Annotated in this window: 15 protein-coding genes; 4 read left to right on the top strand and 11 right to left on the bottom strand. The window is 70.3% G+C overall.

All coding sequences use genetic code 11. The features are described 5' to 3' along the window. Positions 1–22: 22 nt before the first annotated feature. A complete protein-coding gene (locus OG285_RS12795) occupies positions 23–730 on the top strand; it encodes a TetR/AcrR family transcriptional regulator (RefSeq protein ID WP_371791017.1) in 708 nt (235 codons plus the stop codon). A gap of 248 nt (positions 731–978) precedes the next feature. Beyond that, positions 979–2,811 carry a DUF222 domain-containing protein gene (locus tag OG285_RS12800; protein ID WP_371791018.1) on the top strand — a complete coding sequence of 611 codons (1,833 nt, stop codon included), beginning with the start codon at positions 979–981 and terminating at the stop codon, positions 2,809–2,811. 320 nt (positions 2,812–3,131) lie between these two features. Here the strand turns inward: OG285_RS12800 and OG285_RS12805 are convergent, their stop codons facing one another. The 4 genes from OG285_RS12805 to tsaB are packed head-to-tail and all read right to left on the bottom strand — an operon-like array spanning position 3,132 to position 5,812. Further along, positions 3,132–3,419 (bottom strand): hypothetical protein, encoded by a 288-nt coding sequence (locus tag OG285_RS12805; RefSeq protein WP_356828789.1) that lies wholly within the window; start codon positions 3,417–3,419, stop codon positions 3,132–3,134. Further along, on the bottom strand, positions 3,416–4,546 hold the full coding sequence (gene tsaD, locus OG285_RS12810; RefSeq protein WP_371791019.1) for a tRNA (adenosine(37)-N6)-threonylcarbamoyltransferase complex transferase subunit TsaD: 1,131 nt from the start codon (positions 4,544–4,546) through the stop codon (positions 3,416–3,418). The genes OG285_RS12805 and tsaD overlap by 4 nt, the downstream gene beginning before the upstream one ends. After that, the gene (rimI, locus tag OG285_RS12815; RefSeq protein WP_356829095.1) at positions 4,539–5,018 is read right to left on the bottom strand and encodes a ribosomal protein S18-alanine N-acetyltransferase; all 480 of its coding nucleotides are present in this window, start codon (positions 5,016–5,018) and stop codon (positions 4,539–4,541) included. The genes tsaD and rimI overlap by 8 nt, the downstream gene beginning before the upstream one ends. A gap of 17 nt (positions 5,019–5,035) precedes the next feature. Continuing rightward, the gene (gene tsaB, locus OG285_RS12820; protein WP_371791020.1) at positions 5,036–5,812 is read right to left on the bottom strand and encodes a tRNA (adenosine(37)-N6)-threonylcarbamoyltransferase complex dimerization subunit type 1 TsaB; all 777 of its coding nucleotides are present in this window, start codon (positions 5,810–5,812) and stop codon (positions 5,036–5,038) included. Positions 5,813–5,919: 107 nt separating this feature from the next. Here tsaB and OG285_RS12825 point away from each other — a divergent pair, with 107 nt between their 5' ends. Further along, a complete protein-coding gene (locus OG285_RS12825) occupies positions 5,920–6,486 on the top strand; it encodes a hypothetical protein (RefSeq protein ID WP_356828795.1) in 567 nt (188 codons plus the stop codon). 255 nt (positions 6,487–6,741) lie between these two features. On the opposite strand, the gene OG285_RS12830 is transcribed toward OG285_RS12825, so the two are convergent. From OG285_RS12830 to glmS, 7 genes are all read right to left on the bottom strand, one after another. Further along, entirely contained in the window at positions 6,742–6,906 is a 165-nt protein-coding gene (locus OG285_RS12830; protein WP_266854223.1) for a hypothetical protein, read from the bottom strand. A 271-nt stretch (positions 6,907–7,177) separates the two neighbouring features. After that, positions 7,178–7,726, bottom strand: coding sequence for a tRNA (adenosine(37)-N6)-threonylcarbamoyltransferase complex ATPase subunit type 1 TsaE (gene tsaE, locus OG285_RS12835; protein ID WP_356828797.1), 549 nt, complete (start codon positions 7,724–7,726; stop codon positions 7,178–7,180). Next, positions 7,698–8,993, bottom strand: a complete 1,296-nt coding sequence (locus OG285_RS12840) for an alpha/beta fold hydrolase (RefSeq protein WP_371791021.1) — start codon at positions 8,991–8,993, stop codon at positions 7,698–7,700. The genes tsaE and OG285_RS12840 overlap by 29 nt, the downstream gene beginning before the upstream one ends. Positions 8,994–9,096: 103 nt before the next feature. Further along, positions 9,097–10,263, bottom strand: a complete 1,167-nt coding sequence (gene alr / locus OG285_RS12845; RefSeq protein ID WP_356829097.1) for an alanine racemase — start codon at positions 10,261–10,263, stop codon at positions 9,097–9,099. 444 nt (positions 10,264–10,707) lie between these two features. Then, positions 10,708–12,126: an NAD(P)H-hydrate dehydratase gene (locus OG285_RS12850; protein ID WP_356828801.1), complete on the bottom strand. Its 1,419-nt coding sequence runs from the start codon at positions 12,124–12,126 to the stop codon at positions 10,708–10,710. Between the two features lie 144 nt (positions 12,127–12,270). Further along, positions 12,271–12,639: a holo-ACP synthase gene (locus OG285_RS12855; RefSeq protein ID WP_356828803.1), complete on the bottom strand. Its 369-nt coding sequence runs from the start codon at positions 12,637–12,639 to the stop codon at positions 12,271–12,273. Between the two features lie 91 nt (positions 12,640–12,730). Then, on the bottom strand, positions 12,731–14,578 hold the full coding sequence (gene glmS / locus OG285_RS12860) for a glutamine--fructose-6-phosphate transaminase (isomerizing) (RefSeq protein WP_371791022.1): 1,848 nt from the start codon (positions 14,576–14,578) through the stop codon (positions 12,731–12,733). 190 nt (positions 14,579–14,768) lie between these two features. On the opposite strand from glmS, the gene coaA reads away from it, so the two are divergent. Continuing rightward, positions 14,769–15,770, top strand: coding sequence for a type I pantothenate kinase (gene coaA, locus OG285_RS12865; protein WP_371791023.1), 1,002 nt, complete (start codon positions 14,769–14,771; stop codon positions 15,768–15,770). The last annotated feature ends 15 nt before the right edge of the window (positions 15,771–15,785 follow it).

Raw genomic sequence — 15,785 nt, forward strand, 5'->3', positions numbered from 1 at the left:
GGACGAACGCCATCGAGGTGCGATGGAGAATGGGCAGGTGGCAGACGACGAAGTTGCGGATGGCGGGGCGCGGGCAGGCAAGCGGGCCGTGGGCCGGCCCCGGCGGATCGAGCCGGAGACGATCGTCGCAACCGCGCGGCGCATCATCGAGAAGGAGGGCGCAGGAGCCCTTTCCATGCGCCGGGTCGCGAAAGAGGTCGGCGTCACCCCGATGGCGCTGTACCACCATGTTCGCGACAAGGACGAGCTGCTGATGCTCACCCTGTCCGGCATCGCGGACGGCTTCCCCCGCCCCGACCTTCCCGCGGACCCACGCGCGCGGATGCTCGCGGTGTCGGTGCACATACACGACGTACTGCGTCAGATTCCCTGGGTCGTCGAGATCCTCACGCTCGGGGATCTGACGGACAGGGCCGCGCTGTGGATGGTCGACGAGATCATCGGCGCCGGCCTCACCTGCGGGCTCAGCGAAACCCGGGCCGTGCACGCGTACCGCACCATCTGGCACTGCATCTACGGCGATCTCGTCTTCGGTAACACCATGGCGAAACGTGCGGCCGAACAAGAGCCGGACCGCAGGCGCCCCTTCCCCGAACTGCTGGCGGATCAGGACGGGGTCGCTCTGCCACACCTCACGGCTCTGGCCGGCCACTGGGTCGAGGTAACGGAGTCGTACGACATCGCGGAGCAACTGGAGGCGGTTGTCGACGGGCTGCTGAGCCGGGCCTGAACGGCGGCGCCACGCCCTTCCCCCCGGCCCTCCTGGCCTCCCCGGAAGACACACTGCCGACGGAGCCCCACAGCCTCTCGCGCAAGGTCACAGCCGAGTCGAAATGTTGAGTTCCGCGTTCCGGATCTGCCATTCATACGAGTGAAAGCCCATCACGACCTGGCATTACTACGGAGAGTGAGGAACGATGGGCGTGTGACTCGCCAAGGGGATGGCGAGAGTTGAGGCCAATCACGGGGGTGTGGGCCATGACCATCCAGACTGATCAGACGCGCCAAACGGCAGGGGTCGGCCGGGCGACCCGGGCGATCCAGGCAACCCGGTCGGGGACCGACCGGCCGACGTACGCAGCCCAGACCGCGGTGCTGGACAGAAGTGAGCCCGCACCACGTGCTTCGTTCAGCCCGCTCGACCCACTTGGCGCATCGGTGGGACCCTACGGGCCGGTCGGTCCCGAGGGGCTGGACGGACCGGGGCCGGTCGATCCTGACGGGCAGGGCGGACCGGGGCCGGTCGATCCTGACGGGCAGGGCGGACCGGGGCCGGTCGATCCTGACGGGCAGGGCGGACCGGGGCCGGTCGATCCTGACGGGCAGGGCGGGCAGGACAGAGCCTCCGAGCGTCGGCCGCCCGGCGCACCTGCCCTGCCCGACCCACCCGCTCCTTCGGCATTCCCAACTTCTGGAGCTCCCTCAACTCCAGGGGCTCCAGCAGCTTCACCGAGCCCAGCCGGCCCGCAGACGCCTGACGACTGGGCCGCCCACCTACGGCAAGCAGCTCCCTCAGCCCAGACTGCTGCGCTCCTCGGCGCCCTGGAGTCAGAGCAACTGTCGCCACGCGGACGGATCGATGCTCTGGCTGTCCTGGAGCGCCACGCAGCATGGTTCGCCGCCCGCCAAGTCCATCTGCTGGCCGACATCGCAGCACATGCCGAGGCAGCGCCGCCCTCCAGCGAACGCGATATCGACACCCAGCTCCTGAACAACGGGGAGTACGCGGCCGAAGAAGTGGCCTGCGCCCTGCGCATCAGCAACTCGACCGCCACCGAGCGCCTTCAGATCGCCAAGGAACTGGCCGGTCAGTACGCCAACACACTCGGCCTGCTCGAAGGCGGAGAGATCTGTTACATGCAGGCCAGAAACCTGGCCAACGCCTGCCGAGTCCTCGAACCGAAGGCCGCCGCCCGAGTCGAGTCGGCCATGGCGACGAAGATGCCCACCCAGGCCACCGGCCAGAGTTCCCGAGCTCTGCGGCGCCAGGTAATCAAGGCAGACCCGGAGGGCTACCAGCGCCGACTGGAGCTGGGGACAAAAGAACGGGAGATCGTCCGCTACCCACAGGACGACGGAATGGTCACCTGGGGTGCCACGGTACCGGCGGAGCTCGGCGCCCGCTTCGACCAAGCAGTAGACGCCCACGCCACGACCCTCGTCGTGGACGACCGCACCCTCAGCCAGCGCCGAGTGGACGCTCTGGCCGACCTCATTCTCAACCGGCCTGTGCTGCTCAGCGGCCCTTCCCACACACCTGCGACACCCGAGGCACCCACACCCCACCAAAGCGTCCCTGGACGACCGGCGCCCGCCACCGCACTCGTGCACGTGACGGTGCCCCTAGACGTACTGATCGGCGCGAGCGAGGATCCGGCAGAGCTGAAGGGCTATGGCCCCGTCACCGCCACACAGGCCCGCACCATCGCCTTTGCCGAGGGAACGATCTGGCGGCGCTTGATCACTCACCCGAAGACAGGCCTGCTCATCAAGACCGACCCCACCACCTACCGACCCAGCGCCGAAGCCGAACGACATGTCGTCGCCCGGGACCAGCAGTGCGCCTTCCCTTCATGCCGTATGCCGGCACAGCGATGCGACCTTGACCACGTCAAGGAGTTCGATCATGCCCATCCCGAGTCCGGCGGTCAGACAGTCCCGGAGAATCTCATCCCGATCTGCCGTCGCCACCACCTCATGAAGCATCGCGGCAACTGGACGGTCACGCGGGACTCAGTCACCGGAATCACCACTTGGGTCAGCCCGACCGGCCACATCTATCTCAATACGCCTCGTAACTACGCGGAATAGCAAAGGCGATAGGCCAGCAAGGACCAACGGTCACCCTTTGGTGGCAGCGCAGGGGGCCGGGGGCGAGCCGGGGCAGGAACCGGGCCGGTTGAATCAGCAATTCGGCACAGCGTCGACACCCGGCACCAGCACCGGCCCGCCTGGCACCTTCCAGGTCCCGCTGCAGAGGGGAAATCGGCTCGGTGCAGGCAACTCGCCGCCTCAGCGAGTTGGCAAAACAGTCAGCGCAGATGACCAGGAACGGGTGTGGCCGAGCGATCCACCGGACTCCGGCACAGCCACAGCCACAGCCACAGCCACAGCCACAGCCACAGCCAGGCCTACTCCACCCCGACGGATTCAAAGCGCCACCGGTGTACCGCGCGTGTGATCAAGCCAGCGTCAGGTTCGGGTAGTTCGGGCAGGTCTGCATCGTAAGGAGCGTCCCACCAGGTGAGGACCAGCACCCGGTCCTCCGGAGCACGCAGAAACTCCCGGCGCAGTGGGCTCGTCGTTCCCGCCAGCCCCAACCTGGGAGCCTCTGCTTCTGCCTGCTGTCGTACCCACGCCAGCAACTCAGCACCCCGGCCGTCGGCCGCGCGGGCCTCCCACATCAGAGCGATGGTCATGAGTAGAGGTTGTCCTTACTGATCTCGTGCACGTGGTCATGATCGTGATGAACGTGCCCAGATCCCGCCCCGTGGCCCCCCGCGACCCCAGGCACGTGCGGGTCCGTCACCGGCAGCGACGAGTCCGCAGACAGATCCCAGTCCGATGCCGTCCTGTTCCGCGCCACCATTTCCGCACCGAGCGCCGCGACCATCGCGCCGTTGTCCGTACACAGCCCGGGACGTGGCACCCGCAGCCGGATACCGGCCCGTTCGCACCGCTCCTGGGCGAGCGCGCGCAGCCGGGTGTTGGCGGCGACGCCGCCGCCGATCATGAGGTGGTCGACGCCTTCGTCCTTACACGCACGGACGGCCTTACGCGTCAGCACGTCGACAACCGCCTCCTGGAACGACGCCGCCACATCGCGCACCGGGATTTCCTCGCCCGCCGCCCGCTTCGCCTCGACCCAGCGCGCCACTGATGTCTTGAGCCCGGAAAACGAGAAGTCGTACGCCGCGTCACGCGACCCGGTCAGACCGCGCGGGAACGCGATGGCCTTCGGATTTCCCTCCCGTGCCAGCCGGTCGATGACCGGACCGCCTGGAAAGCCGAGGTTCAACACCCGCGCGATCTTGTCGAAGGCCTCGCCGGCCGCGTCGTCGATCGTCGCGCCCAGGGGACGGACGTCCGCAGTGATGTCGGGTGCCAGCAACAGCGACGAGTGTCCGCCCGACACCAACAACGCCATGGTCGGCTCGGGCAGTGGCCCGTGCTCCAGCTGGTCCACACAGATGTGGGAGGCCAGGTGGTTGACGCCGTAGAGCGGTTTGCCCAGCGCGTACGCGTACGCCTTCGCCGCGGATACGCCGACCAGCAGTGCTCCGGCGAGACCGGGCCCCGCCGTCACTGCGATGCCGTCGAGATCCGTCGCGACGACCCCAGCTTCCTTCAGCGCACGTTCAATGGTCGGAACCATCGCTTCCAGGTGCGCCCGCGAAGCGATCTCAGGAACGACTCCGCCGAAGCGGGCATGCGTGTCGACACTCGATGCGACGGCGTCCGCGAGCAGCGTCGTACCGCGGACGATGCCGACCCCTGTCTCGTCGCAGGAGGTCTCGATGCCGAGTACGAGAGGTTCGTCAGCCATGGATCTCTGTTCCTTGTGCGAGGCCCATTTCCGGGCGAAGTTCGAGGCGCATGACGAGCGCATCCACATTGCCCGGCTGGTAGTAGCCGCGACGGAAGCCGATGGGCTCGAAGCCGAAGCGTTCGTAGAGTTTCTGGGCACGGATGTTGTCGACTCGTACTTCGAGAAGGATCTCGGCGCACTCGAAGTCGGTGGCGTGTTTGAGGAGATCACTCAGGAGCTCGGCGCCGAGCCCTGTGCCCCACTGGTCCCGGGCCGAAGCAATGGTCTGCACGTCGCCGGTGCCGCCGACCGCCGCGAGGCCCGCGTAGCCGACAATCCGCTCAGCGGTCTCCGCGACCACATACCGGCGGGTCGCGGCCGGCCCACGTGCGTGGGCCAGCTCGGACCAGAACATGCCCTCGGACCAGGCGTCGTCGGGGAACAGCTCGTGTTCGAGCTCCAGCACGGGGGCGATGTCCCACCAGCGCATCTCACGCAGCACAGGTGTCACTGCGGGGTGACCACCTTGTAGTTCTTCGGTACCTGGGCGTCGGGGCGCCGCAGATAGAGCGGCGTGACCGGAAGGAACCCTTCGGCGACAACCGCGTCGCCCCTCTCCACCCCGACGGCACCGGCACTGGATCTGTCGGCACCTGTTCCGTCAGCGCCGGTTCCAGCAGCGTCGGTTCCATCAGCACCAATCTCGCCGGCACTGCTTGCCCTCGCCAGTTTCTCGGCCGCCAGCGCCGCGAGGGCCCCGGCCGATACGTGTTCGGGAGCTCGGGCGTCGTGGAAGGTGTCGGGATAGAGCAGGGCGCCGGCCCCCACAGCAGGCACCCCCGCGACCTGTGCGGCAATGTCCGCGGGCCGGTCCACGGCGGGCTCACCCAGCCGGGTGCGGAATCCGTCGTACCGCGCCCAGTAGACCTCCTTGCGCCGGGCGTCCGTCGCGACGACGAAGGGGCCGTCAAGCCCCGACGCGTATGCGAGGCCGTCCAGCGTGCACAGCCCGTACACGGGTACGCCCAGCGCGGAGCCGAACGTGGCGGCCGTCACCAGCCCGACGCGCAGCCCGGTGTAAGGTCCCGGCCCGACGCCGACGACGATGCCCGTGACGGCGTCCAGTTTCAGACCGGCTTCGGCGAGGACATGGTCGACGGCGGGCAGCAGCAGTTCCCCATGACGGCGGGCGTCGGTCCGACTGGACTCGGCGACCACGGATGTTCCGTCGTGGAGGGCGGCAGTGACAGCGGGCGTGGCGGTATCAACGGCGAGCAGGAGCACACAAACAGCCTACGGCTCCCGCGACGGGGGCACGGCGCCCCGTCCCGTCAGCCCGCTGCTGCTAACGTCACCGAGAATTCGTACGTACGAGAAATGGGGAGCCTCAGGTGTCAAGGAGCAGCTCGGGAATCGTGGCCGGGCTCACCGGGGCAGCTCTTGCCGTGGTCGGCTTCCTCGCCTACCAGGCGTCGGCGAACGCCCCCGCCAACCTCGCGGCCCCCAAGCCCTCGTCCTCGGCGTCCTCCCCGGCCAAGCCGTCGGGCACCCCGACGAAGCCGGGAAGGCAGAACAGCCGCGCGGTGCCGCCGCACTCGGGTGCGGGCTCCCGCGTCGTGTACTCGCTCAGGGCGAAGCGGGTGTGGCTGGTGAGCGACACCGGGGCCGGCGTGCGGACCTTCGAGGTCATGCCGAGCTCGGTGAATCCGCGGCCGGGGACGTACCAGGTGACTTCGCGCACAGGCAGCACGGTGGGCTCCGACGGGGTGCCGATCGAGCATGTGGTGCGGTTCGCGAGCGTCAATGGGGTGACGGTCGGGTTCAGTGCCGCCACGGACAACTCCATGTCGAGCCCCGAACCGGAGCAGAAGACCGGCGGCATCCGGATGAAGCGCGCGGACGGCAACGCGATGTGGCCGCTCGCGACGTACGGCACGAAGATCATCGTCGTGCCGTAACCAACCACCCGCGGCCACATGTGACTCGCGCCGGGTCCCCAGACGTATGGCGGCCGGCTCGGAATCCGCATGGCTCACGCCTGGTGCCGGGTGGCCCGCGGCGGGGTCCCCTACGACTCGCTCCCGGCACCCGTCAGTCAGTCCCCGGTGCCTCGCCTGTCCCCGTGTGCGAGCCCCCGTGCTTCATGGGTTTCCCGCTGCCGCGCGCGGGCCCCGCCTACCTACGGCTGACGCCCGAGCTGTAACCCGAACGGATTACGCGGCGTCGCGCTCTTCCTCAGGCTCCCCGGTGACGGCGGTGGGCTCCGGCGCGGGGGCGCGCGGTGGTGTGGACACGGCATTCGCCGCCTCGCAGGAGGCGAGCAGATCGCGCATCGACATGGGGGACGGCGACTGCGCTTCGGTCTCCGATGCGGACATGGCTGCCTCCTCGGTCAGGCATGGTTAGGTAGACCTAACCAGGTCTTGGTATACATGTGACCACGCCCGGTGGGATCTGTGCAACACCTTGCCGACGGCTTGTCGGAAAGTACGGGGTGAATTTCCCGCGACGTACGCGGGCTTTCCAGCCCCACGGAATATCCAGGTCTCCTCCCGGACTCCCGGACTCCCCGAGGCCATCCCGAAGTCCCAGGGCTGACCGGAAATCTCCGCCGCGTCCTCCCCGGAACCCCGGCCCCGCCGAGTTCTCTCAGGCCTCCCCGAGCGCGCGAAGCCCGTCGAGGCCCGCCCGCTGCGTCTCCTCCACCCAGCGCGTTCCGACCCCGCTGACCGTCACCACGCGGCGGTCGTCGTCCGTGTCGCCCACACCCCGCTCGATGACCACCCGGAGCCGGTCGTCCGACAGCTCCTCGACCTTCCCGTCCCCCCACTCGACCACGATCACCGAGTCGGGCAGCGAGACATCCAGATCGAGGTCCTCCATCTCATCGAGCCCGCCGCCCAGGCGGTACGCGTCCACATGCACCAGCGCGGGACCGGCGCCCAGCGGCGGATGGACGCGGGCGATGACGAAGGTCGGGGACGTGACCGCCCCGCGCACGCCGAGGCCCTCGCCCAGGCCGCGGGTGAGGGTGGTCTTGCCCGCGCCGAGTTCGCCGGAGAGCATCACCAGATCGCCTGGGCGCAGCAGCACTGCGAGGCGACGGCCCAACTCCTGCATACGGTCGGGGGAATCGATGGTCAGTCGGATGGCGAATGCGGCGGCCGTGTCAGCTGCCGGGCTGTGCGGGGCGTCCATACAGGCCAACGTTAGCGTCTGCCGGTACCGCGCCCACCCTCGCCAGCAGCTCGGTCAGCCGACCGGTCACGATCTCCGGATGTTCGAGCATGACCAGGTGCCCGGCATCGGGAACGAGGACCAGTTCGGCCGCAGGAAGCAGATCGGCAATGAACTGGCTGTGCGCGCTCGGCGTCACCAGATCGTTCTCGCCGGCCAGGACGAGCGCGGGCACCTCGGCGAAGACCGCGGCCAGCGCGTCCGCCTTGTCGTGGTCGGTGAAGGCCGGATAGAACTCCGCGACGACGTCGATCGGTGTCCCCTCGATCAGCCGCTCCGCGAACCGGGCCACTCCGGGATCGACATCCTTCGAACCGAACGAGTACCGCTTGATCAGTCCGGCGAACAGGTCCGCAGTGGCCCGCCGCCCCCGCTCCACCAGCTCGGTCTGGGAGCCGAGGGCCTTCAGTACGCCGGGAAGCACACGCCGCACCGCGTTCACACCTGCCACCGGCAGCCCGAAACTGACCTCGCCGAGCCTCCCGCAGGAGGTGCCGACGAACGCGGAGCCGACGACCCGGTCTCTGACCAGCTCGGGAAACTGGTCGCCGAGCGCCATCATCGTCATACCGCCCATCGAATGCCCCACCAGCACCAGAGGCCCCTCCGGTGCTGCCGCGTCGATGACTGCCTTCAGATCGCGGCCGAGCTGGTCGATGGTGACCGGTACGCCGTCAGCCTGTGCCCTTCCGCGCTCCGAGCGGCCGTGGCTGCGCTGGTCCCAGTGGACGGTACGGACGATGCCGCGCAGCGCCGCGCGCTGGAAGTGCCAGGAATCCTGGCTGAGGCAGTAGCCGTGCGAGAAGACGACCGTGACGGGCTGAGCCGCCCCACGCCCGGACAGTCGCCGCTTACGCGCCCCGGCCGCCCCGTCTCTGGCTGCCCCGGCCGCCCTGGCTCCATGCGGTTCCCCGCCGTCGCCCCGGTCCCGTGCACCCGTGTGCGACCCCGGTGTGCAGGCGTCGACCTCGTAGTGGATCCCGGTGCCGTCATCGGCGATCGCCCGGCCCGGCAGGCCGCGCAGGGAGCCGTACGGGCCCGACGCGTCGAGGGCGAGCCGCGCCTTCTTGCGCATGCCGCGGCCGACCGTCAGCCGCTCGACCGCCACGCCCGCCGCCGCACCGGCCGCGAGTACACCGATCGCGGCGCCGGCGAAGCCACCCGCTCTGCGCCAGTTGGCGCCCGCCGCGGCGGCCTGGGCCACATTCGCGCTGGTGCTCTCGCTCACCGTGCCGCTCTCCTACTGGTCGTCGGGCTGCCGGCCGTCCCGTTACTGGTCGGCCGGCTGCCGGTCGTCCGAATACTGACCGCCCGGTTACCGGTCCGTCCAGCTACCGGTCGTCCGACTGCTGATCGTCCGGTTGCTGATCGTCCGGTTCCTCATTCACATACACACGGTCCACGCGCGGCCCGATGCGGGTGACGATCTCGTACGCGATCGTGTCCGCGGCCCCGGCCCAGTCCTCCGCGGTCGGTTCGCCCCGGTCACCCGGCCCGAACAGAACCGCCTCCGCCCCCGGAAGGAGTTCGTCCCCCTCCAGGTCCACGACGAACTGGTCCATGGCGACCCGGCCCGCGACCCGCCGCAATCGGCCGCCGACCAGCACAGGGCCCTTACCCGAAGCGTGCCTCGGGACCCCGTCCGCGTACCCGAGGGGGACCAGGCCGAGCGTGGTCTCGGTCGGGGTGACGTAGTGGTGGCCATAGCTGACGCCGTGCCCCGCCGGTACGTGTTTGACCAGGCCCAGGCGGGCGCTGAGTGTCATGACCGGGCGCAGGCCGAAGTCGGCGGCGCTGCCGAGCTGCGGTACGGGCGAGATACCGTAGAGCGCGACGCCCGGACGGATCAGGTCGTACTGCGCCTCGGGCAGCGTCAGCACGGCCGGCGAGTTGGCGATGTGCCGGACCTCCGGGCTGAGCCCCGCCTTCTCCGCGTACGCGATGGCCTCGTCGAAGCGGGCCTGCTGTGCGGCGATGGACGGATGGCCCGGCTCGTCGGCGCATGCGAAGTGCGACCAGATCCCCGTGACGTCGGCCAGGCCCTCGGCCTCGGCGGCGACTGCGGCGCCGACGAGTTCGGGCCAGTCGGCGGGCTGGCATCCGCCCCGCCCGAGACCGGTGTCGGCCTTGAGCTGGATACGGGCTGTACGGCCACCGGCCCGCGCCGCGTCCAGTACCTCGTCGAGCGCCCACATACCGCCCACGGACACGTCGATGTCGGCCTCGATGGCCTCCCGCCACGGCCCGCCGGGCGTCCACAGCCAGCAGAGCAGCCGGGCCCGGATGCCCGCGGCGCGCAGCGCCAGAGCCTCTTGCGGGGTCGCGGTACCGAGCCAGTCGGCTCCGGCCGCGAGTGCGGCCCGGGCGCAGGGGAGCATGCCGTGGCCATACGCGTCCGCCTTGACCACTGCCATGAGCTGCGCACGGGGCGCACGGGCGCGCAGCGCCCGCACATTGGCGCGCAGCGCGCCGAGATCGATCTCGGCGCGCGCTCGCATGGGTGCCCCGGTGATCCCCGTGCCCCGGCCGCCACCCACCGCGGCCGCCTCCGTGCCGGCCGCCTCCGTGCCGGCCGCCTCTGTGCCGGCCGCCTCTGTGCCCCGGTTACTACGCGTACCGGTCATCTACGTGCCTCAGTCATCTGTCTGTCCCCGTCATCGCGCCCCAGTCGCGCTCCAGTCTCTCAGAGCGCGGACTCCCACTCCCTCACAGAACTGCCGCTTCCCCACAGAACTGCCGCTCCTCCCCCGCCTCGGACACAGGCCTCACCCCCCAGCCCCGGGCCCAGGGCTGAACAGCTGCCGGGACGGGACGGGACGAACAGCCCGGCTCCCTCACCCGTAGACGTCCGCCAGGTCACCGCAGACGTCCGCCAGGTCACCGGACGTCCGCCGAGTCACCGCAGACGCCCCCCGTGGGTCACCCTCGGACATCCCGCCAGGTCACCCGCAGACATCCCGCCAGGCCCCCGCGATCCCGTCCGCCACGTCCTGGGCGACCACAGCGGCCCCGCCGGAAGCCCGACGGGCCGCCAGGCCGTGCAGATAGGCCGCGACGGAGCCCGCGTCCCGGGCCTCGAGTCCGGCCGCCAACAGTGAGCCCGCCAGGCCCGAGAGCACGTCGCCGCTGCCGGCCGTGGCCAGCCAGGGGGTGCCGGTCGGGTTCACCCGGACCGGCGTGTCGCCCGAAGGGGCCGCGACGAGGGTGGTCGAGCCCTTGAGCAGGACGGTCGCTCCGTAACGCGAAGCCAGCGCGCGTACCGACGCGAGCCGAGCCCCCTCGACCTCCTCCCGTGACACGTCGAGCAGCGCGGCCGCCTCGCCCGCGTGCGGGGTGAGCAGGGTGGGCGCCGACCGGGCCCGTACGGCCGACGCGTCCAGCAGCCGCAGCCCGTCCGCGTCCACCAGCACCGGAACATCGGATGCCAGTACGTCGTCGACCGCCGACGTGTCGTCCCCGAGACCGGGACCCACGACCCACGCCTGGACACGTCCCGCCTTCGCCGGGGGCCCGGCGTGCACCAGCGTCTCCGGGAACCGTGCGATCACCGCGTCGGCGGCAGGCCCGACGTACCGCACTGCCCCGGCCCCGCCCCGCAGCGCACCCGCCACGGCCAGCACCGCCGCTCCCGGATAACGGGCGGATCCGGCGACGATGCCGACGACGCCGCGCCGGTACTTGTCGCTCTCCGCCGAGGGCATCGGAAGCAGCTCCGCCACGTCCGCGTACTGGAGCGACTCCAGGTCCGGTACGACGGGCAGATCGAGCCCGATGTCCACGAGCCGCAGGGCACCCGCGTACTCGGCGGCCGGGTCGATGAGCAGCGCCGGCTTGTACGCGCCGAACGTCACGGTCGCGTCCGCCCGTACGGCCTCGCCGACGACCTCGCCCGTATCGGCGGACACCCCGCTCGGCAGGTCCACGGCCACCACCGGCACCGTGTCGGACACCGCCCACAGCGCGGCCACCGCATCGGGCCGCAGTCCGCCCCGGCCGCCGATACCGGTGATCCCGTCGACCACCAGGTCGGCCCGGCCGACCACCGATACGTCATCGACCCGCCCGCCGGCCGCGAGCAGCGCCCGCAGGCCGCCCTGATGGGCCCGGTCGGGTGCCAGCAGGACCGCCGCCACCCCCGCACCGCGCCGCGCCAGCCGAGCGCCCGCGTACAGGGCGTCTCCTCCGTTGTCCCCGCTCCCGATGAGCAGCACGACCCGCGCGCCGTACACCTTCCCCAGCAGATCCGCGCAGGCCGCGGCGAGCCCGGCGGCGGCCCGCTGCATGAGGGCGCCCTCCGGCAGCCTCGCCATCAGTTCGCGCTCGGCGGTCCGTACGGTCTCCACGCTGTAAGCAGTACGCATGCCTCAACCCTCCACTGTCGCCCCACCGCTCTCAACCGCCTGCGGCCCACGCCACGCCGACCTCACCCGGCCGCTCAGCCGCGAACCCTCACCCCTGGACCCTCACCCCCGGACCCTCAGCCCCAAGCCCTCACCGCTCGCCCCTCACCCCTCGGCGATCACGACGGCCGAGGCCACCCCCGCGTCATGGCTGAGTGAGACATGCCACGACTGCACGCCCAGTTCGGCTGCGCGGGCCGCCACCGTGCCGGTCACCCGCAGCCGGGGGCGGCCGCCGTCCTCCACGAAGACCTCGGCGTCCGTCCAGCGCAGCCCACCGGGTGCGCCGAGCGCCTTGGCCAGCGCTTCCTTGGCCGCGAACCGGGCTGCCAGCGAGGCGATACCCCGCCGCTCACCGCCCGGCAGTAGCAACTCGTCCGGCAGGAAGAGCCGTTGGGCCATCTCGGGGGTACGTTCCAGCGCCGCGGCGAACCTTTCGATCTCCGCGACATCGATCCCGACTCCGACAATCACCCGGCCACCCCCGGCTCCGAGAGACCGCCAGGCCCTGTCCGGAGCCTCAAGAAACCTCCGGGCCCTGTCAGGCCCGTCCCCACTCCGGCAATCACTCGACCGTCACCGACTTCGCGAGGTTGCGCGGCTGGTCGACCTCGTTGCCCCGCGCGGTCGCCAGTTCGCAGGCGAAGACCTGGAGCGGGACGGCGGCGACCAGGGGCTGCAGCAGTGTGGGCGTGGCCGGGATGCGGATCAGGTGGTCGGCGTACGGCACGACGGCCTCGTCCCCCTCCTCCGCGATGACGATGGTCCGCGCACCGCGCGCCCGGATCTCCTGGATGTTCGACACCATCTTCCCGTGCAGCACCGACCGCCCGCGCGGCGAGGGCACGACGACGACCACCGGGAGGTCCTCCTCGATCAGCGCGATGGGTCCGTGCTTCAGCTCGCCCGCCGCGAATCCCTCCGCGTGCATATAGGCGAGTTCCTTCAGCTTGAGCGCGCCTTCCAGCGCGACCGGATACCCGACATGCCTGCCGAGGAACAGCACGGTGTCCTTGCCTGCCAGCGACCGCGCCAACTCCCTCACCGGTTCCATGGTTTCCAGCACCCGCTCGACCTGGCAGGAGATCTCGGACAGTTCGCGGATGACGACCCGGATCTCGTCCGCCCACTTCGTCCCGCGCACCTGGCCCAGATAGAGCGCGACCAGATAGCAGGCCACCAACTGCGTCAGAAAGGCCTTGGTCGACGCGACGGCCACCTCGGGCCCGGCGTGCGTATAGAGCACCGCGTCCGATTCCCGTGGAATGGTCGAACCGTTGGTGTTGCAGATGGCCAGCGCCTTCGCGCCCTGCTCGCGGGCATGGCGCAGCGCCATCAGGGTGTCCATGGTCTCGCCGGACTGCGAGATGGCGATCACCAGCGTCTGCTGGTCGAGGATCGGATCCCGGTAGCGGAACTCACTGGCGAGCTCGGTCTCGCAGGGAATCCGGGTCCAGTGCTCGATGGCGTACTTGGCGATCATCCCCGCGTGGAACGCCGTCCCGCAGGCGACGATGACGACCTTGTTGACCTCGCGCAGCACCGAGGCGGGAATCCGTACCTCGTCGAGCGTCAGCAGCCCGCCGGTATCGATACGCCCCAGCAGGGTGTCGGCGACAGCCTTCGGCTGCTCGGCGATCTCCTTGAGCATGAAGTAGTCATAACCCCCCTTTTCCGCCGCCGAGGCGTCCCAGTCGACGTGGTACGAACGGACGTCGGCCGGTGCCCCCTCGAAGTCGGTGACGAGCACGCCGTCCCGGCGGAGCTCCACCACCTGGTCCTGCCCCAGCTCGATCGCGGACCGCGTATGGGCGATGAACGCGGCCACGTCCGACGCGAGGAAGGCCTCACCCTCTCCAACGCCCACCACCAGCGGTGAGTTCCGCCGCGCGCCGACCACCACATCCGGCTCGTCGGCATGCACCGCGACCAGCGTGAACGCCCCGTCCAGCCTGCGGCACACCTGCCGCATCGCCTCCGCCAGGTCCCCGCACGAGGAGTACGCCTCGGCCAGCAGATGCGCCGTGACCTCCGTGTCGGTCTCCGACGCCAAGTCGTGTCCGCGGTCGGCCAGTTCGCCGCGCAGGGCGGCGAAGTTCTCGATGATCCCGTTGTGGACGACGGCCACCCGGCCCGCGTTGTCCAGATGCGGGTGCGCGTTCTCGTCGTTGGGCGCCCCGTGCGTGGCCCAGCGGGTGTGTCCGATCCCGGTCGCCCCGGCCGGCAAGGGCCTCTCGACCAGCTCCTTCTCCAGATTGGCGAGCTTCCCGGCCTTCTTCGCGGCCGCCAGCCCACCATCGGCGAGCACGGCCACGCCGGCCGAGTCGTAGCCCCGGTACTCCAGCCGCTTGAGACCCGCGATGACAACATCCAGCGCCGACTGCCCGCCGACGTACCCCACGATTCCGCACATCCCGGCAGCCTACGGCGGAGCAGCCCGCACGGTCCGCAGTGGCCGCCTGTCCGGGACACCGCGAACCCGAGTGGCACAGCCCACAGTGCCCCGCCCCCCCCTTCCCCCGAGGGGCACAACCCCCGATCGGCGCACCCCGAGTGACGCACCCCACCCGCCACCGGCGCAACACAGCCGCCACAATGAACAGGTGATCTCTCCGGTCTCCCCGCCGCCGCGGAGCGCCCACCGGCCCAGGCCGGAGGCGACTCCCTACGTCGACCTCACCCGTACCGAATGGAGCGCGCTGCGGGAGAAGACGCCGCTGCCGCTCACCGCCGAGGAGGTCGAACGGCTCCGCGGGCTCGGGGACGTCATAGACCTCGACGAGGTACGGGACATCTACCTCCCGCTGTCCCGGCTGCTCAATCTCTACGTCCAGGCGTCGGACGGGCTGCGCGGGGTGCTCAACACCTTCCTGGGCGACGCGGGCAACGGCCACGGCACCCAGCACGGCACCCCCTTCGTCATAGGGGTCGCCGGGAGCGTCGCGGTGGGCAAGTCCACCGTCGCCCGTCTCCTGCAGGCGCTGCTCGCCCGCTGGCCGGAGCACCCGCGCGTCGAGCTGGTCACCACCGACGGGTTCCTGTACCCGATGGAGGAGTTGAAGCGGCGCGGGCTCATGGGCCGCAAGGGCTTCCCCGAGTCGTACGACCGCCGCGCGCTCACCCGGTTCGTCGCGGACGTGAAGTCCGGCAGGGACGAGGTCACCGCCCCGGTCTACTCGCACCTGATCTACGACATCGTGCCGGGCGAGCGGCTGACCGTACGCCGCCCGGACATCCTCATCGTGGAGGGGCTGAACGTACTGCAGCCCGCGCTCCCCGGCAGCGACGGCCGCACCCGGGTCGGTCTCGCCGACTACTTCGACTTCTCCGTGTACGTGGACGCGCGCGCCGAGGACATCGAGAGCTGGTACCTCAACCGGTTCAGGAAGCTGCGCGAGACCGCGTTCCAGGACCCGTCCTCGTACTTCAGGAAGTACACCCAGGTCTCCGAGGAGGAGGCGCTGGAGTACGCGCGCACCATGTGGCGGACCATCAACAAGCCGAATCTGGTGGAGAATGTGGCGCCGACGCGCAGCCGTGCCACCCTCGTCGTGCGCAAGGGCCCCGACCACACGGTCCAGCGTCTCTCGCTGCGCAAACTCTGACCTTCCGGGAGTACC

This window comes from Streptomyces sp. NBC_01471 (assembly GCF_041438865.1).
GTDB lineage: Bacteria > Actinomycetota > Actinomycetes > Streptomycetales > Streptomycetaceae > Streptomyces.